The organism is Streptomyces sp. NPDC047974 (assembly GCF_040653375.1).
Lineage (GTDB): Bacteria > Actinomycetota > Actinomycetes > Streptomycetales > Streptomycetaceae > Streptomyces.
In genome coordinates, this window is the sequence record NZ_JBEZNU010000052.1 from 1 (window position 1) to 20,315 (window position 20,315).

General features: G+C 70.0%; 11 protein-coding genes and 3 pseudogenes. 5 read left to right on the forward strand and 9 right to left on the reverse strand.

Annotation, left to right across the window (positions count from 1 at the left end; genetic code table 11):
* Positions 1-173 precede the first annotated feature (173 nt).
* Entirely contained in the window at positions 174-1,907 is a 1,734-nt protein-coding gene (locus tag AB0E19_RS36295; protein WP_362188712.1) for a VCBS repeat-containing protein, read from the forward strand.
* A gap of 879 nt (positions 1,908-2,786) precedes the next feature.
* On the opposite strand, the pseudogene AB0E19_RS36300 reads toward AB0E19_RS36295, so the two are convergent.
* A pseudogene (locus AB0E19_RS36300) lies at positions 2,787-2,882 on the reverse strand (IS5/IS1182 family transposase); the annotation flags it as partial.
* A gap of 78 nt (positions 2,883-2,960) precedes the next feature.
* Between AB0E19_RS36300 and AB0E19_RS36305 the strand changes: the two are divergent.
* From AB0E19_RS36305 to AB0E19_RS36320, 4 genes and pseudogenes are all read left to right on the forward strand, one after another.
* On the forward strand, positions 2,961-5,705 hold the full coding sequence (locus tag AB0E19_RS36305; RefSeq protein WP_362188715.1) for a hypothetical protein: 2,745 nt from the start codon (positions 2,961-2,963) through the stop codon (positions 5,703-5,705).
* A 228-nt stretch (positions 5,706-5,933) separates the two neighbouring features.
* Positions 5,934-7,522 (forward strand): annotated as a pseudogene (locus tag AB0E19_RS36310) (ISAzo13 family transposase).
* 99 nt (positions 7,523-7,621) lie between these two features.
* Positions 7,622-8,491, forward strand: a complete 870-nt coding sequence (locus AB0E19_RS36315) for a hypothetical protein (protein ID WP_362188718.1) — start codon at positions 7,622-7,624, stop codon at positions 8,489-8,491.
* 57 nt (positions 8,492-8,548) lie between these two features.
* Positions 8,549-9,251 (forward strand): annotated as a pseudogene (locus AB0E19_RS36320) (IS3 family transposase); the annotation flags it as partial.
* Between the two features lie 222 nt (positions 9,252-9,473).
* Here the strand turns inward: AB0E19_RS36320 and AB0E19_RS36325 are convergent.
* The 8 genes from AB0E19_RS36325 to AB0E19_RS36360 all read right to left on the reverse strand — a co-directional run bounded on the left by AB0E19_RS36325 (position 9,474) and on the right by AB0E19_RS36360 (position 20,313).
* Entirely contained in the window at positions 9,474-14,327 is a 4,854-nt protein-coding gene (locus AB0E19_RS36325; protein WP_362188721.1) for a DNA repair ATPase, read from the reverse strand.
* 101 nt (positions 14,328-14,428) lie between these two features.
* Positions 14,429-16,444, reverse strand: coding sequence for a flotillin family protein (locus AB0E19_RS36330; RefSeq protein WP_362188724.1), 2,016 nt, complete (start codon positions 16,442-16,444; stop codon positions 14,429-14,431).
* A gap of 40 nt (positions 16,445-16,484) precedes the next feature.
* A complete protein-coding gene (locus tag AB0E19_RS36335; RefSeq protein ID WP_362188727.1) occupies positions 16,485-16,910 on the reverse strand; it encodes a hypothetical protein in 426 nt (141 codons plus the stop codon).
* Between the two features lie 471 nt (positions 16,911-17,381).
* Positions 17,382-18,434, reverse strand: coding sequence for a helix-turn-helix domain-containing protein (locus tag AB0E19_RS36340; RefSeq protein ID WP_362188730.1), 1,053 nt, complete (start codon positions 18,432-18,434; stop codon positions 17,382-17,384).
* A gap of 14 nt (positions 18,435-18,448) precedes the next feature.
* Positions 18,449-18,760, reverse strand: coding sequence for a hypothetical protein (locus tag AB0E19_RS36345; RefSeq protein ID WP_362188733.1), 312 nt, complete (start codon positions 18,758-18,760; stop codon positions 18,449-18,451).
* Entirely contained in the window at positions 18,757-19,044 is a 288-nt protein-coding gene (locus AB0E19_RS36350) for a hypothetical protein (protein ID WP_362188736.1), read from the reverse strand. Before AB0E19_RS36350 ends, AB0E19_RS36345 begins: the two co-directional genes overlap by 4 nt.
* Positions 19,045-19,240: 196 nt before the next feature.
* Positions 19,241-19,735 carry a hypothetical protein gene (locus tag AB0E19_RS36355; protein WP_362188739.1) on the reverse strand — a complete coding sequence of 165 codons (495 nt, stop codon included), beginning with the start codon at positions 19,733-19,735 and terminating at the stop codon, positions 19,241-19,243.
* Positions 19,732-20,313, reverse strand: coding sequence for a hypothetical protein (locus AB0E19_RS36360; protein ID WP_362188742.1), 582 nt, complete (start codon positions 20,311-20,313; stop codon positions 19,732-19,734). The genes AB0E19_RS36355 and AB0E19_RS36360 overlap by 4 nt, the downstream gene beginning before the upstream one ends.
* Between the last annotated feature and the right edge of the window lie 2 nt (positions 20,314-20,315).

Genomic DNA, 20,315 nt, shown 5'->3' on the forward strand with positions numbered 1-20,315 from the left:
CCCGTCCCCACCCTGCTGCGCGAGTACTTCCGGCAGTGCTCGGTCGAGGCCTCCTGCGCCGACCTCGCCGTCGCCCCATGCCTCCCCGAGGCATGGCACGCCTGCCGTACACCGACGCTTCCGACCAGAACACTCCGGACTCTGGTCATCCGCATAGCTCACGAAGGACATGAATGAGACGCCTCATCCGCAACGCGGCCACGCTCACCGCGGCCGCCGGCCTGCTCAGCACGGCGACCCTGCTCGTCCCGCCCACCGCCTCCGCGGCGGACGAGCTGAAGCTGTCGGGGTACGACGTGGTGGCGGCGCCACGTTCGCCGCCGCGGTTCTACCCGGTCGTCGAGTCGGGCACGACCATCGCCGGGAAGGTCGTCATCGCCGTCGGCACGAAGCCGATGACCGACCCGGCAGGCGCCGGGGCGGGCCTTCCGGCGGGGTACCGGCTCAACCCCAACCAGTGCGGCCTGGCCGCCGGGTACACCGGCGTCCTCGTCTGCGAAGGCAGCATCTACACGGTGCCCGACACCGTCGTGCCCGCGGACGCCGCCGACACCACCCTGTACTGGGGCTTCGCCTACATACCGGCCGGCGGCGACCTCGCCGCGGCCGTGAAGGAAGCACGCAGCGCCGGCACCCTCCCCGCCGACGGACGCCACGGCACCGGCAAGGTCACCGTGAAGTCCCGCGCGCACGCCCTGCTGAACACGATCGCCTTCGACACCCCGCCCGTCCCCGACGGCGGCACCGTCCGCCAGAGGCTGCGCGTCCACGCCAACGACGCCGGACGGCTGACACTCCGCTTCGCCCTGGCCCAGGGCCAGCTCACCCACCCCGCGCCGCCTATCCGCTTCCGGAACGTCACCACCGGCCCCGGCGCCGACTGTGAAGTGCGCTGGGAGACTCTGCCCGACGACCTGCCCAACCTGACCTGCGAGCTGGAGGCCGGCGACCACATCATCGGCTACGAACTGGCCGGCGACCCGGGCCAGTACGCCCAGAAACTCCAGGCCCACACCCGCTACGGCATCTACGACCTCGGCTACTGGGACGAGTCCGACGTCCGACTGGCCAGCGCGCCCTTCGCCGTCCAGGGCCTCACCGTCCAGCCCCGGCACGGTCTCGCCGCCCGCGACACCACCGGCAAGCTGTGGACGTACGAGGGCACCCGCAGCGCGGACGCACCGTTCTACTCCCGGCACGAGACCGGACCCGGCTGGCAGACGTACACGGCCCTCACCTCCCTCTCCCCCTACACCCAGGACCTCTACTCCCTGGTGAACGTGAAGCCGTCCGCCGCCACCCGAGGCCGGGGCGACATCGCCGCCCGCGACGCGTCCGGCACCCTCTGGTACTACGACCGCCACACCAATGCCACCCCGTACGCCCCCCGCGTCAAGGTCGGCGGCGGCTGGAACATCTACGACCGCATCACCGGCGCCGGAGACCTCAACCGAGACGGGTACGTCGACCTCCTCGCCCGCGACAAGACCGGCATCCTGTGGCTCTACCAGGGCACCGGCAGCCTCACCGGCGCCCGGTTCAAGGCGCGGGTGCGGGTCGGCGGCGGCTGGGGCACGTACGACCGCCTCGCCGGCGGCACCGACCTCACCGGCGACGGACGGGCCGACCTGCTGGCCCGCGACCGGTCCGGAATGCTGTGGCTGTACCGGGGAACCGGCGACACCACCCACCCCTACACCACCCGCACCCAGATCGGCGGCGGCTGGCAGACCTACGACCAGCTCGTCCTCACCGGCGACCTCACAGACGACGGCAAGGCCGACGCCGTGGCCCGCGACCGCACCGGCGTCCTGTGGCTGTACAAGGGCACCGGCAAGACGACCGGCCCCTTCACCGGACGAACCCGCATCGGCGGCGGCTGGAACACCTACAACCACCTGTTCTGACCGGAACCCCGAAACCGCCAGCGGCCGGGCCCCAACACCTCAAGAGAGGCTGAGGGGGGCCCGGCCCGCCCGGCTCACTACTTGTCCAACACGCACATCAAGAAGTACCTCAGTCCCCGCGCAAGGTCCATCCCACGCGTACGAGGAGCAGCGCAGGACACAACGAGGGAGGTGGGCAGCCTCGAGGTCCATCCCAGCGTGCGCGGCGAGCAGTTGATGACGCCGCCGTGTTCCTCGAACTCCTTCGGCCCATCCCAGCGCGTTCGGGAAGCAGTCGTTCGGATCCACCCGGCGGTCGCCCGGTCGAGACCATCCCCGCGCGGGCGGGGAGCAGCAGGCCACCGCGGTACGGTGACGCTTTATGAGGCCCATCCCCACGGACGCGGGGAACAGTCAGAGAACAGGCCGGGGAAAACCGTCATCGTGGGGCCATCCCCGCAGACGCGGGGAGCAGATCGAGCGCGGATACTCAGTCCGGTTCAGGCGCAGTATCCACCGGCTGCTGGGGGGATTGCTCCGACTCCCAGATGAACGTGTCGGTGTCGGTGCCGGCTTCCATAAAGGGCCGATCCCCTCTCACCTGGGTGACACGTTCGGTAGGACGCGAAAGCGGCTCTCCTCGAAGGTACGCTCCCAGGCAGGCAATCGCGTCCGCACACAGGTAGATCCGGTCCACACGCTGCTCTTCCCATGGTCTCGTATCGTCAGGCGGGCAAAGAGGCAGGTAGAGCGCGGTGACCAGCTGCCTGACGACGGTGGTTCATGGCCGTGGACCAGATTGATCATCCGCCTCCGATTCCAGCACCCAGCCGCCACGGTCAGTGGATCGACTCAGCAGAACATCGCTGAGGGAGGGAACCCCCATGCAGCCGACAGCCGGCGGTGGCGGCCCAGTCGCTGCGAGGACTCGATTCCTGTGCCGGCGATGCGGTGCTTGATCCCGCGTACGCGTAGCCATCTCCGCAGGTGGGCATAGCAAGCCGCTGGATCCGGCAGCACCCACAGACAGCCGAATCCAACGGGGTCCTGGGGTCGTAGTGAGACGGTTCCGACGTGAACCGCGGAGTGATGGGCGAGCGGGTCGGGCTCTGTGTGAGGCAGGCGGCCTGGCTTCTGGTGCTCGTCCTGCTGGGTGCGCTCGCTTCGTTGGCGGTCACGGGCTTCCTGCTCGTCGTGCCCCAGGTCCCCGTCCCGGAGTGTTCCGGACCGGCCGTGAAGTCGCTGGTGCAGGGCACCGGGTTCGACGACCGCCGCTGCGCGTGGGGACGGGCGGTCGAGGGGATCCCTCCCGACGCCATGCGCCGTGTGGACATCAAGGGGAGCGGGAACGATGCGACCGAAGTGCAGCTCAGCATCATGGTCCCCAACAACAGCGCGCTCGCCCGGGACACGGCGGAGGGGAAGGCAGCGGATGAACTGATCCCCTTCGTCGACGCGGTGTGGGGGGTCCCCACGTTCGACGGCGCTCAGCCGGAGTGGAACGTGCCCGTGGTCGTAGTGGCTCAGAGGTCGCCGCAGACCGAGATCGTCCTGTCCGGCACGGTGCCGACGCGCCCGGGAGAGTGGGAGTTCTACTCCAAGGGCCCCACCACATTGCGGTTGAGCCTGCCGACGATGCGGCTCCGGGCCGTCACGACGACCTGGCACGTCCTTGGCCAGGGAGCTGACAACCTCTCAGCCGAAGCACGCGAGCCCGGCCTACGGCTGTCGGTCGCGGTCGTGTCGGCGGAGGCGACGCCTGCCGGCTACTCCCTTCCAGGGACCAGCACGGCGAAGGAGTTGTTCTCGTCCCTCAGGCCGTACGCACCGAAGGCGGGCGACGTTCTCACAGCCGTAGGACGAGCCCTGCTCGCGGCGGCGGGGTGGGTTGCCCTGCTGCTCGCCTGGCGGGCCGGCCCACCGCCGCTCGGTACCGAGGCAGGGCCCCTGTACCGGCTCAGGCGGATCACCGGAGCAGTGGTGCTGGTCCACCTCACCATCTGGGTGGTCCCGTGGCTCGGTGCACTGGACCACGCCCTGGGGTATGCCGTGCCGTGGTGGCTGCGCGACGACCTGAGCGATTGGCTGACGTGGCCGCCCGCCGGTTTCGTGCCGTTGTCGGGAGCCCTGGTGCTGCTGGTGACCGCGATTCTCGTCATGGTTCCCCGCCTGGTGATCGGCCTCGTGCGCGGAGGCGACACGGATGCTCCCCCAGCCCGGTCCCACACGAGAACGGTCGGGATCGGGCTCTCCGCCGCCGTGGCCCTGGCCGCGGCGGCGGCCGCCTTGCTGGCGCTCGCCGACCCGCACCCTCAGGAAGCGGCGTCGCGAGTGTTCGCGGCGGTCCTTCTGCCGTTGGTCCTGACCGTTGTCCTCGCCGCCTTCGCGGTGTACGCCGTCGTCGTGGCCCGCCGGGCGGGCTGGGGCATCGGGCTCCCGTCGCTGCTGTGGGCCGCCGCCTTCGTACCGCTCGTCGCCGTGGCTGCGTCCCTTCATTCCGGCGGCGGTGAACTGCCCCCGCTGATCCGCTGGTCGGGCCCGTTGCTCGCCGGCACCGTGGCGGTTCTGGCGACAGGGGTGGTGGCTTGGTGGGCGGTCACGGGCTCCACGCCCTCCCGCGTCGTACTGCCCCTCGCCATCCCGGTGGCGGTCCTCCTGGCGCTGGCCTGGGACCGGGAGGTGCTGGGCAGGCTTGGGTGGTGGGACCTGCACGAGCTGACCCGGCAGCTGGACGGCGTTCTGGGCCTGGTCCTGGTCGCAGCGACCGTGAAGGCCCTGCAGGCCTCGGGCCGGTCACCGGCCGCTGGTCCGCGTGCGCTCCGGGGACTGCGCGCCCTCGGGATCGTGCTGATGTTCGTCATCGCCTCGGGCAACTTCTCCCTGCTGACCATTCCCAGCCCGGTCACCGTCGGTGCCGCCGCCCTCATGGTCTGGGTGCTGTTCCCGTACGGGCAGATCCGCCGCGCGACCGTGGTGCTGGCGCAGAGCCCTGAGGAGTCCGTGGGCGCCCTCAATGACATGGCGAGGATGGGCACCCTCCGCAGGGCCCTGCCGTCGCTGCGCAAGACCGCCCACGCCAAGGTCGCCGACGAGCCGCCCGCCGGCACCAGGGCCCTGCGCCGACTGCGGAGCGTGGAGCGGGCGTCGTACGACCTGCGCCCGGTGCGTGCGGACGGGGAGGTCGTCCGTGTGCAGCAGCGCGCCTTCGGGGCATACACCAGCCCTGAACCCTGGAAGCGGGCGACCAGCACTGCGGCGAACGCCGCAGTGCTCGGCGCTCCCTGGACATTGCTGTCCCTTGCCGGTGCGGTGGTCAGCACGGGATTCGACCACCTCCACCCCGTGCTCGCCGTCCTCACCACCGCCGTGCCCATCCTGCTGACCTGGGTCGGCTTCGGTCTGCTGTACGGCTACTTCTTCCCCGTCCTGCGTGGCGAGACGGGTCTGACGAAGGCCCTGTGGATGTGGGGCGTCATGATCGTCCCAGCGGCCCTCCAGGTCGTCGCCTCGCGCGACCCCTCGCACTGGTCCTCGTGGACCGGGACCATCCTGTACGGGCTGCAGGCCCTGACCTTCGCCATGAGCCTCGGGCTGTTCGCCGACGCTGCCGTGCTGGCCGCGAACCGGATGCGCTCGGCACGCCTCGCCGACATCCACAACCTGGGCTTCATCACCGCCTGGTGGTCCTCGGTCGCCGTTGCCCTCGCGTCCGGCGTGGCCACGGTGATCGTCGGAGGGGTGGGCCCCTTCGTACTGGACATCTTCCCGGAGGCGCCGCAGGCTCCCGAGCCTTCGGCCAGTCCCTCCGCTGGAGTGTGAATCAGTACACGCGGATCTACACGATTCGGCCGGCGGCCGCTCCGCCGTGCGTTCACCGACGCGCGGACAGGCTGTCTCACTGTAAGGGCTCGCAGAGAATCAAGGTGTTGCTTCCCGTGTCCGGCTCGTTGGTGTGGTATGCGCATATCCGGCGGGGTCCGTGGTCAACTTACGGTGAAGTTCGCGGTGTTGTTCCCGCACCTGGACGAGCGGCAGCGCCGTCTGCTGATGGGGGCCGAGGCCAGGATCCTGGGCCACGGTGGGATCCGGGCGGTCGCCCAGGCGGCCGGGGTCAGCGAGACCACCGTGCGCAAAGGCGTGGGCGAGTTGGAAGCGGGGGCGGAACCTCTGGGCCGGGTCCGCCGTCCCGGTGGCGGGCGCAAGCGGGCAACCGAGGTGGATCCGGAGCTGCGCCCCGCGCTGTTGGCGCTGGTCGAGCCGGATACGCGAGGGGATCCGATGTCGCCGCTGCGATGGACGACGAAGTCCACCCGCAGACTCGCCGGCGAGCTCACCAGGCGGGGCCGCCGCGTCTCGGCGGATACGGTCGCCGACCTGCTGCGGGAGGAGGGGTTCAGTCTCCAGGCAACGCCAAGACCCTCGAAGGCGGGCAGCATCCCGACCGGGATGCCCAGTTCCGCTACATCAACGACCGGGCCAAGGAGCATATGGATGCTGGCGACCCGGTGATCAGCGTGGACACCAAGAAGAAGGAACTGGTCGGCCAGTACAGGAACGGAGGCCGCGAGTGGCGTCCGAAAGGACTTCCGGACCAGGTCAGGACCCATGACTTCCTTGACCGGCAGGGGCCGGGCAAGGCGATCCCGTACGGGATCTACGACGTCGCCGCGAACACCGGCGGGGTCAGTGTCGGCACCGATCATGACACGGCCGCGTTCGCCGTCGCCTCGATCCGCCGCTGGTGGCAGGCCCGCGGCAGTCACGACTACCCTCGGGCCGCCCGGCTGCTGATCACCGCGGACGCGGGCGGCTCCAACGGATACCGCACCCGCGCCTGGAAGATCGAACTCGCCGCCCTGGCCGCCGAGACGGGCTTGGAGATCACGGTCTGCCACATGCCGCCGGGCACCTCGAAGTGGAACAAGATCGAGCACCGGCTGTTCTCCCACGTCTCCATGAACTGGCGGGACAGGCCCCTGAACAGCCACGACGTCATCGTGAACAGCATCAAGGCAACCACCACCCGCATCGGGCTGACAGTCCACGCCGAACTCGACCCGGGCACCTACGACACCGGCATCAAGGTCTCCGACATCGACGCCCTGCCCATGCACCGGCACCGCTTCCACGGCGACTGGAACTACACCCTCCATCCACACCACCACAACACGACCGAACCGCCCGAAGACCCGCGGCAGGCCGGGACCCTGCCCTCGCCGTCCCGCGCCAGTGGTCTGCGCAATCCGGAACTGACCGGCATGACCGAGCCGGCGCTGGAAGCACTCGTCGACCAGCTGTCCCGGAGACTCGATGAGCTACGTGAACACGGGCGGTCCCGGCAGCGAGAAGGAGACCGCATCCGGGCTCGCGGCGCCGGCGCCAAGGACAAGCTGACCACCGCCGACAGAGTCCTGGCCACCCTGCTCCACCTGCGCAAACTCGGCACCCGAGACCTGATCGCCCAGCTATGTGGAGTCAACGGCAGCACCATCACCAGGGACGTTCACCAAGTCCGGCCTCTCCTCACCGAGAACGGCCACACCGTCCCACCCTCGACAGCCAGGTTCCGCACACCCGCGGACATCACTGCGTTCCTCACCAGCGGCAGCCCCACGGAGATCAAGTCAGCATGTTGATTCTCTGCGAGCCCTTGGCTAGTTGGCGGATGGCAGCGATGGCCGGCGATCGCGGTGCCCGTCGCTGTCAGTGACAGTCCTCCCTGGTTGAATCGACGGATGAGTGAGACCTCTGTAGACCTTGGTGTCGTCACCGTGCCGTCTGGTGTGCTTGTCATAGGTATGGCTGGCTGGATCGATCACTGGTCCGAGCTCGGCGACCCCTTGTCCGTACGGGCACAGGCCGCCGCGGCGCACGGCGGCGGCCATCTACACGAGCCTGCGGACGGCCCGAGCAAGAACTGGATCTGCGAGGCGATCGCGGTGCCGGCCGCCGTCGGACGGCCGCTGAAGGTGCGGGCCGAAACCGGGGAGTCGTACGACGGGCCGGTGATCACGGTCCTGGAAGTCGACCTCGGCCTGCCCTGGCCGGGCGACCCCGACGGAGAGCCGATCCGGCTCGGTGACCTGCCGGTTGACCGGTGCGGCATGGTACTCGGGGACGCCCGCGCCCTCGACTCGTTCGTCGGGCTGGCGGGCGAGTCGATCAACGGACTCGCTGACATCCGGTACTGGGGAAAGTACGAGGAGGATGCCCATGCCCGCTTCGGCGGCGAACGTACGCCCCAGTGCGGTGGACAGGGCCCTTATGGACGGCTCGACCTTCCACTGGCCGAAGCTCACGAGTTCGCCGGTCGGCTTCAGAGCTGGCTTTCGCAAGGGCCCGGCATCGGGCTGATGGTATCCGTTGATGCGCACACCCACTTCCACCTGCTGGAGCGGGCCGGCTTGGCGCACCCCCTGCTCGCCGGACAGATCGAGATCGACGGATGTCAGGTCCTGGGGCTGGGCTGGGACCCGGGCGACCACTCCATGCGCCACCGCGGCGAACGAGCCTGGAACCAGGTTTACGCAGTCACTCTGGAACAGCGCGCCGCCACCACCCTGCTGCGCTGGACGATTCCCGCAGACGGAGAAGAACCCGAGTAGGCCGAAGCCGACGCTGAGCGCGGCTAACTTGGTGCAAACTCGCCGAGTTCGAGCGCGGCCTCGCGCCACACCGCCGAACTCCGCGAGGACGTCTGGCACGTCAACCACAAACGGATCGCGCGAGTGATGCGGAGCATCGGCCTGGCAGGAATACGGCTGCGTCGCAGGCACCGCACCACGATCCCGGACCCGGCCGCGGCGAAGGCACCGGACCTGATCGGCCGCGACTTCACCGCGACCGACGTGAACACGAAGTACGTCGGCGACATCACCTATCTCCCGCTGGACGGCGGGAAGTTCCTCCATCTGTCCACCGTCATTGACCTTGCCTCACGGCGCCTGGCCGGCTGGGCGGTCGCGGATCATCTGCGAACCGATCTCGTCACCGACGCCCTGGCCGCCGGCGAGCGGACCCGCGGCAGCCTCGCCGGCGCGGTCCTGCACACCGACCACGGCGCTCAGTACACCAGCCGGGCCTTCGCGGACGCCTGCCGCAGAGCTGGCGTCCCCCCAGTCCATGAGCGCGATCGGCTCCAGTGCGGACAACGCACTCGCCGAGTCGTTCAACGCGACCTTCAAACGGGAAACACTCCAGGGCCGGAAGAGCTGGTCCAGCGAGCGCGAGGCCCGCCTCGACGCGTTCCACTGGCTGCACCGCTACAACACCCGACGCCACCGCTCCCGCCTCGGGCAACGCAGCCCGTTCGCCTACGAGACAGCGTCCCAAGCAACATCAACTACGCTGACACCAGCCGCATAACCCGTGTCCAGGATTCTGGGTCAGGGCCCGTGGCGGCCTTCACCGGAACACCGCCCGAGGACGACTCGGCCCTCCTCCTGATCGAACTCGGACCACAGCCCCACGGTGCGGGCGCACGAAGCGACGGTCAGCCGTCGTCCGCCGACTGAGCTGCCGCACCGTCGTCGCTTCAGAAGGCGGCAGGTGACTCGCTATCGTCCATGCCCCGCTCTTCCTCAGGGGTCAGCTCAGGCCGGGCGAACGGGGTTCGGCGCCGGGAGTCCGCGCGGCCGTCCGTCCAGCGGGCCGGACGAGGAGCCGACGGGGATCGGACGCTCGGGTGATCGCAGTCTCGATCGCGGCGATGCCTTCGGCGAGGACGCCGAGGGCGGCGACCGCCCGGGACAGGGGGTCGTCGGTGCCGCCCAGTGCCTGGGTGCGGGCGTGAACCGTGATGATCTCGGCCCATCGCTCGGCCTGTGCCGGGGTGAGGGTGCCGCGGAGTTCGGCGAGCTTCAGGAGGTTGGCCTCTGCGTCGGTGGTGAGGGTCTGCGCCTCGGCCGTGTAGTGGTCGTCGATCACGGCGGTGAGCTCGGCGTCGTTCATCACGGGCGAGAGGCGGGCGGCGATCTTGTTCATGGTGCGGTACGAGCCCTGGAGCCGGAAGGGAGGTTCGGTACGGGTCTCATCGGAGCGGGCGGCGGACGCGATGTATTCCGCGTTGACGGCCAGGACGGTCTCGCGGGCCGTGAGGAGGTGACGCAGGAGGCCCAGGATCCGGTCGAGTTCGGCCGGGGAATAGGGGTGGGTGAGCCGGTCGCGGCGGGCGGTGGGGTCTTCGGCCGCGAGGCGGACGAGGACTTCCACGTCGGCGGGATCACGGCCGGCGAGGGGGACGAGCAGGGGGTGGGAGGTAAGGGCGTTCTCGACGAAGCTGAGAGCGAAAACGTCCTCCTTGCCGGTGAGGACGTCGCCGAGGTTCCACACGTCGGCGCGGTTGGCGAGCATGTCGGGGACACGGAAGGCGTGCCCGGACTCACTGTAGGGGTTGCCGGCCATGCAGACGGCGAAGCGCTTGCCGCGCAGGTCGTGCCCGTTCAGGGTCCGGGTGGCGTCGCACAGCGGGATGAACTTCTGCAGGAACTCCGGCGAGCAGTGCTGGATGTCGTCGAGGTACAGCAGGACGTTGTTGCCGGCCGCGAGAGCGAAGGCGATCTTCTCCAGTTCACGGCGGGCGGTGGCGTCGGGCGCCTCGGCGGGGTCGAGGGAGAGCGTGCGCTGGCCGAGGGCGGGACCGTCGATCTTGACGAGAAGCAGGCCGAGGCGGTCGGCGACGTACTCGATCAGCGTGGTCTTGCCGTAGCCGGGCGGGGACAGGAGCAGCAGCAAGCCGTGGGAGTCGCTCCGCTTGGCGTCGCCGGCCGCGCCGAGCTGCTTGGCGAGGTTGTCTCCGATCAGGGGGAGGTAGAGCTCGTCGACGAGCCGGTTGCGGACGAAGGACGCCATCGTCCGGGGACGGTACTCGTCCAGGCGGAGCCGGGCGTGCTCCTGTGCGACGAGGGTCGTACGTCGCTGCTGGTAGGCGCGATGGGCGGGTACGTCGTCGGTGGCGAACGCCTCGGTCCGGGCCAGGAAGTCGTCGATCCGGAGCTCCAGAGCACGGTCCCGTATCCGGGGGTGTGCGCCCAGGAGCCCGGTCACCCGCGCCGTGGTCGGGCCGTCGGCGTCGTACCGTTCGAGGTCGGGGCAGAGTTCGACGGCGACCGCTTCGGCGAGCACGTCCTCGTCGTGGGGCTCGCCCGACGCCGACAGGTAGGCGCCGAGCCAAGCCTCGACGTGCTGTCGGCGCATGTCCGGGGCGGTGAGCGCGGCGAGGGAGTCGTCGTACGGGGAGGTGCCCACGGCGTGGCGGAACTTCTCCAGGAGGGTGCGGGCCGGCACGGACAGGGCGAAGCCCGCGGGTTCGGTGGCGAGCTCCTCCACGAGATACGCGGCGGCGGCCGGATCCCCTGTCTCCTGCGCGAGTGCGCGGCGCAGTCCGTCGAGCGCGGAGGGCGTGCCGAAGAGGTCGCAGGCGTGCGTCAGGGAGATCGCTCGCTGGGTCCACTGGGCACGGTCGGCGGCGGTGACGGTGAGGCCCCAGTGGAGCTGGGCGGCCGCGCGTGTCCGGCCGGAATGCTTGAGCAGGCCGGCGGTGTCGTGCAGTCTGAGGACCTCCCTCAGGATGGCCGCCGCGTCGTGGTCGTGGACACCCCGTTCGTACCCCTCGTCGTGCGCGCTCTCCGCCGTCCGCCGCGCGAGCGCGTGCAGGTCCTCCCCGGCAAGTCGGTCGGCTCCGTGCTCGACTAGGAGGCGGGCGGCCAGGTGCTCGGACCGGTAGACGTCCGGTGACTCGGAGGGCAGGGGGCGGTCCCAGTAGCGGCGGGTGTCGGCGAGGGTCGGATCGGTGACGGGTGCGCGGTAGTCGGTGCCGGTCAGGGCGACAGCGAGAGTGTCCCCGGCCGGGACGAGGGTGAGTTCGGGGGCATGGCGGTTGACGGCGAAGCGGTGCCGGCCGAGGCGGATCGTGTCACCGGCGTCGGAGAAGAGTTCGGTACGGTCCCGCAGTGCGCGGCCCGCCTCCTGACGGAGGGCGGCGAGGCGGCCCTCCAGTTCCTCCGCCCGGGTCTGGTCACCGAGTTCCCGCAGTTCCACGGCCGTGCGCCGGACCTTGGCGACCATCGGGTCGGACGCGAAGTACGTGTGGATCTCGTCGAGGTCGGTCAGGTCCGACGCGCGGCGGCCGAGCGCCGCCAGCACGCGGTCCGCGGACTCGGCGAGCCGTTCCGCCCGCCGGACGCGGGCGTCCTGGAGGGACTGCCTGCGCGCGGTGAAGGCGTCGTGGATCTCCTCTCGCTTCGAGGCGAGGCCGTCCAGGAAGCTCTCCGACCGGCCGAAGCGGGCTTCCAGGTTCTCCAGCTGGACCGTCAGGCGACCGAGCTGGTCGTCGCACGCCTCCGGTGTGACGGCCGCGGCGAGCGCGCTCGTGACGGCCTGCCCGAGGAGGGCGAGTTCGGCCGCGAACTCCGCCGCGCCTTCCCGTTCGAGCAGTTCGGTCTGCCGGACGGTGAGGACGGCGCGGGCGCGGTTGAGGGCGCCGAGGACGTCGGAGATCCGGGTGAGTATCGAGGTGCGGACGGTGGCGTCGGCGATGTCGAGGCCGGTGATGATCTCGCTGAGGGTCCGCAGGGCGAGGGTCTGTTCGTCGATCCGGTCGCCGACGGGGCCCGTCTCCGCCGCGGTGGCCAGCTCCCCGGCCCGCGTGGTCAGGCTCTCCGCCTCGACGTGGTGGGGGGTGAAAGCGTCGTCGCGGCCGAGGAAGGCGATGGCCCGGCGGGCCGCGGAGGCGATGTCGGATTCGACATCGGCGGCGAGGGCGTCGATGGCGTCCTTGTCGACATGTCGCAGCTCCTTGAGGGTCATCAGGTGCCCCTGCGCCTGACGCAGTCCGGTGATCCGGGAGATCCACTCCTCGGCCGTCGCGGGGGCCTCGCCCTGGATGCGCCGGACCAGCCGTGCGATGCCCTCGGTGGACTCGGCGAGGGCGTCCGCGGCCTGCCGGCGCAGGGTCGCCACCATCTCGAACTCTGCGAGCACCTGCGTGAGCGTGCTCAGGAGTTCGTCCAGCGGGGCGCGCAGGTCCCCGGTCTCCGGTTCCCCCAGCCAGTGGTGGGTGTCTCCGGCGCGGACGCAGGCGGCGCGGAGCGCCTCGTACACCTCGCCGGCGGGCGTGAGGTCGGTGGCCTGCCCTGCGATGGACAGGCAGTCGGAGATTCCCCGGACGAGATCGGCGTTGCCGATGCGGCTCAGCGGGCCGTCCTCGACCGGCGCCACGTGGGTGTCGGCGACGTACGGCGTCCGCCAGAGCTGCATCGGGTGGAACCGTGCGGGTTCTCCCCCGCCGCCGCGCAGGAGCAGCATCGTTCCGTCGTCGAGCAGCGCGTGCCCGTGACCGGAGAGGGGGGTGGTGATCTCCTTGCGGATCAAGTTGTACGGAAGGAGCAGCGCTCGTCCCTCGATCTGGTCCTGGAAGACGAAGAGCAGGTCCTCGCCGTTGGGCGAGCGGATCGCGCGTTCGAAGGCGAGGCCCGCGGTGTCGCCCTCGAACGTCTTGACCGTGCCGGAGGCGAGACAGTAACCGCCGGGGAACACCAGGCCGGCGTCGTCGGGCAGCCTCAGGCACGCCTGTCCCAGGCCGTCGAGACGGACCACCGCCCCGGTCAGGGCGTTGAAGACCAGATGCCTGTGGGTCCGCTCCTTGTAGGGTCGCACGCGCACGACGACCAGGGGACCGACGGTCGTGTACGCGACCTCGGCGTCGGCCAGCGACTGGAGCGGCTCGTCCACCGGCTCGGAGTGGATGCCCTCGGTGGTCTCGGTGTCGTTCGCCGCCTTGACGGTCAGAGTGCCGCCGACCGTGGAAACGAAGAGCCGTCCGTCGATCATGATGTGGGGAAAACGGCCCGGTACGTGGTCGTCCCGTGTCGTCTCCACCCACTCGACCTCCTGGGACGGGGGCAGGACGTGGTCTCGCTCGCCTTGGGCGTCCAGGAACCGCGTCTCTCCCGAGGAGCCGGTCGCCCAGCGGAGCACACGGAGGTCGCCAGGCTTCTCCCCGGTCCGGAAGACGGCGAGCAGGCGGCCCTCCACCCGTCGCAGCCGCAGGAGGCGCGCGCCGCGGAAGTAGCGGTGAAGGGCCGCGAACTCGCGCCGGAAGTCGGGGTCGTCGAGGAGGCCGGGGACGGCGTCCTCGGGCAGCGGGTTCAGGCCCCGGTCGTACAGGGCGAAGACGTCGGCCACCGACGGCTCGGCGTCGCCCGCGGTCGGCGTGTGCCGGCCGAGCAGCAGCAGGCCATCCCCGACGGTGGCGACGTCCCTGGGCAGACAGGCGTGCTCGGTCCGGAGGCGGACGGTATCCGTCAGCGTCAGGTGTCCTGAACCGAACTCCGTGATCCGCGCCTCGTTCAGTGCCTCGGCACGCCGGGCGAGTTCGGTGGCCTGGCCGGTGAGGCGGTCGCGCAGCACCGCGTACGTGTCCTGGTCGATTCCGCTGCTCATCCTCTTGCGCTCCCTGTACCGTGGTGATGGACGGGTCCGGTGCCGGTGACTCCCCCGTTCTCCGGCACCTGACCCGTTCTGACCGCACCCCCCGTGGGCGGTCAGCTCGTGGCCGCGCCGTTCAGTGCGACGCTGTCCGCCGATGGGGCGCCCGGTGCGGGCGCGTCCAGCAGGCCGGACTTCATGACCTTGGCGAGGAGCGCGGAGACGCTCAGGTTCTGCACGTCGGCGCTGGACAGGGAGCCGAGCACCTTCGTCAGGTCCTCGGTGAAGGCGCCCTCCCCGTCCAACCACGGGCCGGCAAGCGCCTGCGCCGTCGTGGAGTGGTCGACGAAGCCGTCGACGGACTTGCCGAGCGCGATGGACTGCACGAGCCGGTCGAGGAAGACGGACTCTCCGCCGACGATGTTGATGTCGGCGTTCTCAAGCCCGGTGGCCAGGACGGTGGCCTGCGCCTCGGCCACCTGGCGCTGGACGTCGAGTCCGGCGAGCCTGATGTCCTTCTCCGCCTCCAGACGCAGCCGGTACTCCTCGTGGGTGCGGGACGCCTCGTCGAACGCGGCGACGGCGATGGCCTTCTGGTTGAGGCCCTCGGCCTCGGCCTTGAGCTTCTCCCCGATCGCGGTGGCCTCGGCGAGCGCCTTGGCCCGCAGGCCCTCGGCCTCGGCACGCAGCCGTGCCTCGGTGGCGTCGGCCTCCGCGCGGCCGGACTTCTCGATGGCGTCGGCCTCCTTCTCGCGGACCTGGACGGCGGCGAGTCCCTCGGCGGCAGCCTCGGCCTGGATGCCCTCGGCGAGCCGGATCTTGGCGCGGGCGTCCATCTCGGCGGCCTTGTGACGGGCCTCGGCCAGGGTCAGTTCCTCGGCCGCCCGGTGGACCGCGGCCTGCTCGGCGGCCTCGGCCGCCTTGATGTCCTTGACGAGCTTCTCCTGGGCCTCGGCCTCGGCGGCGATGACCAGCGCCTGCCGCTCCCGCTCGGCCTCCTCCACGGTCCGCAGCCGCTTGATGGACTCCTCCTGTTCCGCCACCGTCCGGTCGACGGCGACCCGCTCCCGGATCACCTCGGCGATGTCCCGGCGCTGGGCCTCGACCTCCTTCTCCGCGGCGATCCGGGTCAATTCGGTCTCCCGGTCTCGGGCGATGACCTCCAGAAGGCGGTCCTTCTCGATCCGCTCGTTCTCGACCGCGATGACCCGCTCACGGTTCTTCTGCGCGACGACGACCTCGCGCGCCTGGTTCTCGCGCTGGACACCGAGCTGCTCCTCGGTCCGCAGGAAGGCGCTCTGGGCGCGCAGCCGCTCCTCCTCCACGACCTTGGCCGTCTCGGCCTCCTCACGAGCGCGGACGGTCTCGATCTCGCGGCGCTGCTTGATCTCGGCGTCCGCCTGGCGGCGTTCCAGCTCCAGGATGGCCTCGCGAGCATCCACGTTCTGCCGCGTGATCTCCTTCTGCTCGTGCTGCCGCAACTCGTTCGTGCGCACGTTCTCGGCGGCGGTCAGCTCGGTGATCTTTCGGATGCCCTGGGCGTCGAGGATGTTGCCGGCGTCGAGCTGGGTGAGCGGGGTCTGCTCCAGGTAGTCGATGGCGGCGTCCTCCAGGCTGTAGCCGTTGAGGTCGATGCCGATCAACTCGATGATCCGGAAGCGGAGTTCTTCACGCTTGGTGTAGAGGTCGGTGAAGTCCATCTGCTTGCCCACGGACTTCAACGCCTCGGAGAACTTCGCGTTGAACAGCTCCTGGAGCGTGGCCTGGTCGCTGGCGCGGGCGGTGCCGATGGCCTGGGCGACCTTGATGACGTCCTCGACTGTCTTGTTGACCCGGACGAAGAACGAGATGCGGATGTCGGCGCGGATGTTGTCCCGGCAGATCAGGCCGTCCCGGCCGGTCCGCGAGATCTCGATGGTCTTCACCGAGATGTCCATGACCTCGGCCTTGTGGAGTACGGGCAGGACGACTTGCCCGGTGAACGTGACGTCGACCCTCCGCATCCTGGAGACGATCAGCGCCTTGCCCTGCTCCACCTTGCGGAACAATCTGCCGACCATGAACAGCACCGCGACGGCGGCGAGCAGGACAACGGCGACGAGCACGCCGATGCCCGAGGTGATGGCATCCATGAAGAACCCCGTGTCGATCGAAGAATGAAAACGCAGCCGCTCAGACGGCGGTGCGCGCGGAACCCTGGTCGTGCTGAGCCCTGCCGACCGCACTCTGGTGCGTATCGGAAGGCGAAGTCCGTTGTCGTCGCCCGAACAGGTGCCTGACGAGCAGCCAAGACAGTGTCAGCGCCGTCGGAAGCAACAGGACGGAGAGCAGCAGGAACCAGGAACCGGACAGTCCTGTTCGGCCGAGGAGCACCACACCCACCAGGTGGAGCACCCATGCAACGCCGATGACCACGGACGCCGCCGTCGCGCCCGAAGTGTCACCGAGCCCCAACGACTCGGTGTCCACATCGGCGTCGAACGTGTCCGGGGCGACGACGCGACAGAGCACCAGCACCCAGAACCCGACCGCGGCGACGAGCGCGGTGGTCAGCACCAGACCGGGAAGACCGAAGGCCGCTCCGACGAACTCGCCCATTCCGCCTCCCCTCACCGGCAGCACTTCCGCACTCCGGCATCCACGGCAGAGCGCTACCGTTGCCATGGCCATTCTGATGGTCCGACAGCAGGAGTCGCATTGCCGTACCCCGGCAATCTTGACGACTCCTTAATGCCGAGGCACTCCTGTCTGCGGCAAGGCGAGCCACACCCTCACACCGTGCCGCGCGCTTCAGACACTCCTCGATGAGCACGAGCTTCCGAGCGAATTCCCCGTCGTCCCGACGGTTGGTGAAAACGCCGGGCACGAGCAGGTCGCGGCCGCTGATACGAACGACGCGTACGTCCCACCAGGTACCACTCCGCGTGAAGTGAACGCGCCTCTCCACCCGGACGACCTCGGCCCACAGGAACCGACCTGCACCTCTGGCAAAGGGCAAGGCTACTGAGACACACCCGGCCTGCCGTGTGCAGGACGACGTGCGGGAGTCCTCTGCCACCGGGTCCGCGTTCAGAACTCCTTCTCGGGCCAGCCGAGCAGGCGGGCACCGATCACTGCAGTCTGGAGGGTGTAACGGCTCGCGGGGTCGGCGGGGTCGGTGCCGGTCAGCCGATGGATGCGCTCCAAGCGGTAACTGACTGCCCGAACCGATAGGTTGAGGTCCTGAGCGGTCTTCGTCGTCACACATCCGCTGTCGAAGTAGGCCGTCAGAGTGTCGATGAGTGGTGCCGCGCCGCCGCGGGACGAACGCAGCGGGCCGAGGGTGCTGCGGACGAGGTCCTCCATGGCCTGGCGGTCCCGGGTGAGGACCGGGTAGACGAGGAGGTCGATGGCGTGCAGGACGGGCGCGTCGAGGCCGAGACGGTCGGCGAGGTCGAGGGCGCCGAGGGCTTCCTCGTAGGAGTGCACCACGCCTCGGGGCCCCGGCTGGGGCCGTCCGATGGCAGCCTGCCCGCCGCCGGTGGCGGCGAACGCCTGCTTGGCGAAGTGGGCGAGCACCTCGGGCTGGTCACCGGGGGCGACGCACACCATCCTGCCGGCCTTCGTGGTGAGCAGGATGTGCCGGTCCCCGAACCGCCCGATCAGGGCGCGTTCCACCTGCTGCGGAACCGGGTCCGCCTCGGTGTACGCCTTGGGGCCGCGAGCGACGGCGACCGCGTGGGCCTGGGACAGGCTCAGGCCGAAGCGTTCGGCGCGCTCGGCCGTACGGCCCAGGTCGCTGCGACCGTACAACAAGTCATCGATGAACTCCCTACGCTCGGCCTCCTCCTGGCGGACGGCCAGTCGCTGGGCCCGTTCGAACCCGTCGGAGAAGGCGTCGACGGACTGCTCGACCGCGGCGAGCAGGTCCAAGGCAGTCCGACGGGTCAGGGGCTGCTCGGGCCAGGCCGACCGGACTGCGGCAAGGTGGCCACCGATCAGCTCTCGCAGAGCGCGCCCCTCGCGGGCGGCCTCCTCCCCCGCCTCCCGACGCTGTTCGATCTCGTCCCTGGTGAGGCGTCGGCCGGTGGCCGCCACGTCCGCGAGCAACGACACGTACTCGGGTCTGTGGTCGTCTCTCATTTCCCGCCCCACCCTCACTTCCGTCCTCGCCGGTCCGAACCGGCGAGGGTCTCGTAGAGGACGAACAGGCCGACGGCCGTGCCCATCAGTCCCAGTCCGATGTAGGCACACGTGGCACGCACGCCAGGAGAGGCGCCTGCCACGCGTGGGATTTCGTCGACCAGAACCCCCGTGTACACGCACAGACCGACGAGGCCGAGCAGTGGCGCCGGCGCGCGTGAACCGCGCAGGAAGCACGGCCGCCAGCCCGCGATCACGGCGACGCTCGGAGCGAGAAGGAACACCGCTCCACCAACGAGGAACCCCCAGCTCTGCGCCACGCTCATGCGACCGCACCCGAACGCTGACGCCGACGGCGCTGCCGGTCCAACTCGTACATCCCGAGAAGCGCCGTGGCCGCGTTCAACGGAAACGCGACGGCTTCGGCGACTTCCGCGATTCCCCAGGCGCGACCTGCGCTCGCCGCGAGCGCCGCGCACAGCAGCAGTGCGGGAAGGGCCCGGCGCCACCGGGGCAGCTCGGTCATCCGTCCCACCCGCACTGACAGGGAAACGTTGAAGGCCAGGAAGGCAAGGGCGAACAGGGCGATCGGAATCAGGCTGAGGGGCACGGCCGGGCTCTTTCGGGGCAGGCGGAAGACAGTGCCGACCAGACTTCCCGGCTCACCAGCGCACGACAATAACGTCAGTGCAGCTCGGTGAACGCCTCCACCGCCCTGGCCTGCCGGTGACGACGATGATGCCACCCTTCGCGACGACGGTCACGAAGCAGCGGCTGCGGACCTGACAGCTCAGGGGGCGACGGCGTCAGCGGCAGGCGCCCTCAGTGAAGGTCGAGTGGGAGACGTAGAAGGCGAGCATGTCCGGGCCGGGTGGCGGCAGGTCCTCGCTTCCTGGAAAGACCACGGGTGGCTCCGGGTCCGCGGTCAGGGTGACGTGGACGCAGTACTCGGTGTCGGTGTCCTCGGTGCCGACGGTGTAGCCGCCGTCATCCTCCTTGTGCGTGTCGACGCCGTACCTGGGGCCGATGCCGGTCTCCCGGATCGCCTCGGCGATCAGGAAGCCGCGGTCGCCCGCGAGACTTGTGTAGTGCCCCTTGCCGTCCAGGTCCGCGACGCCCTGCTGGACGGCATCGCGAAGCTCGCCCTCGCTCCACGTCGACTCGGCCCGCACTCCGTACAGCACGCCGAGCGCGACGAGCGGCGCCAGGACAATAAGCGCGCGACCGATCGGATTGCGGTGGTTGTAGACGTACCGGCCGCTTCCCCACCCACTCCTGACGAAGACCGGCTCCTCGCTCACGTTCCCCCGCAGCCGGCGAGGCGCGCGAGGTTCGTGGCCGCCTCGCGGACGATCGCCGCGCTGTTGCGGATCGCGGTGTCGCGGTCGACGAGGTCCTTCTTCTGTTCCTCGCCCTTCCTCGAAGGAGCGATGAAGGACACGGTGAGGTACGGGGCGGTCGAGCCCATGCGGGCGGCGCAGCCTGTGGGCAGCCACGCCTTGGCCTCCTCGGGGAGCGCCCAACCCTTGAACCCGGGGCCGAGGGGGACGGAGTCCTTCCTGGAGCCGGGGTCATGCCGCTCGTCCGTGATGACCAGTTTGAAGATCTCTCGGCGGTCGTCACTGTCGGGGTTGGCTCGTACCACGGCGCACCCCTTGAATACTGCGGTGTCGCCTTTGCCCGGGCTCACCCACTCCTCCGCGATGACCACGCCCCCCTTGGCGTCGCCGATCCGCTCCGCCGTCTGTCGGCTGAGCGCACCATGGCACAGGGTCTGTGGCAGCGGCGGCTTCTCCTTCTCGGGCCACAGGCTCGCCGTCACGACCGCCGTCCCGGCGACGCCGAGCACGACGGTCAGCGGCAACCACTTCTTGTCCATCG

Excerpts from the sequence above, each read along its gene's own strand:
- AB0E19_RS36295 (WP_362188712.1), top strand. The coding sequence starts at position 174 with ATGAGACGCCTCATCCGCAACGCGGCCACGCTCACCGCGGCCGCCGGC.
- AB0E19_RS36315 (WP_362188718.1), top strand. The coding sequence starts at position 7,622 with ATGAGTGAGACCTCTGTAGACCTTGGTGTCGTCACCGTGCCGTCTGGT.
- AB0E19_RS36325 (WP_362188721.1), bottom strand. The coding sequence starts at position 14,327 with ATGAGCAGCGGAATCGACCAGGACACGTACGCGGTGCTGCGCGACCGC.
- AB0E19_RS36330 (WP_362188724.1), bottom strand. The coding sequence starts at position 16,444 with ATGGATGCCATCACCTCGGGCATCGGCGTGCTCGTCGCCGTTGTCCTG.
- AB0E19_RS36335 (WP_362188727.1), bottom strand. The coding sequence starts at position 16,910 with ATGGGCGAGTTCGTCGGAGCGGCCTTCGGTCTTCCCGGTCTGGTGCTG.
- AB0E19_RS36340 (WP_362188730.1), bottom strand. The coding sequence starts at position 18,434 with ATGAGAGACGACCACAGACCCGAGTACGTGTCGTTGCTCGCGGACGTG.
- AB0E19_RS36345 (WP_362188733.1), bottom strand. The coding sequence starts at position 18,760 with ATGAGCGTGGCGCAGAGCTGGGGGTTCCTCGTTGGTGGAGCGGTGTTC.
- AB0E19_RS36360 (WP_362188742.1), bottom strand. The coding sequence starts at position 20,313 with ATGGACAAGAAGTGGTTGCCGCTGACCGTCGTGCTCGGCGTCGCCGGG.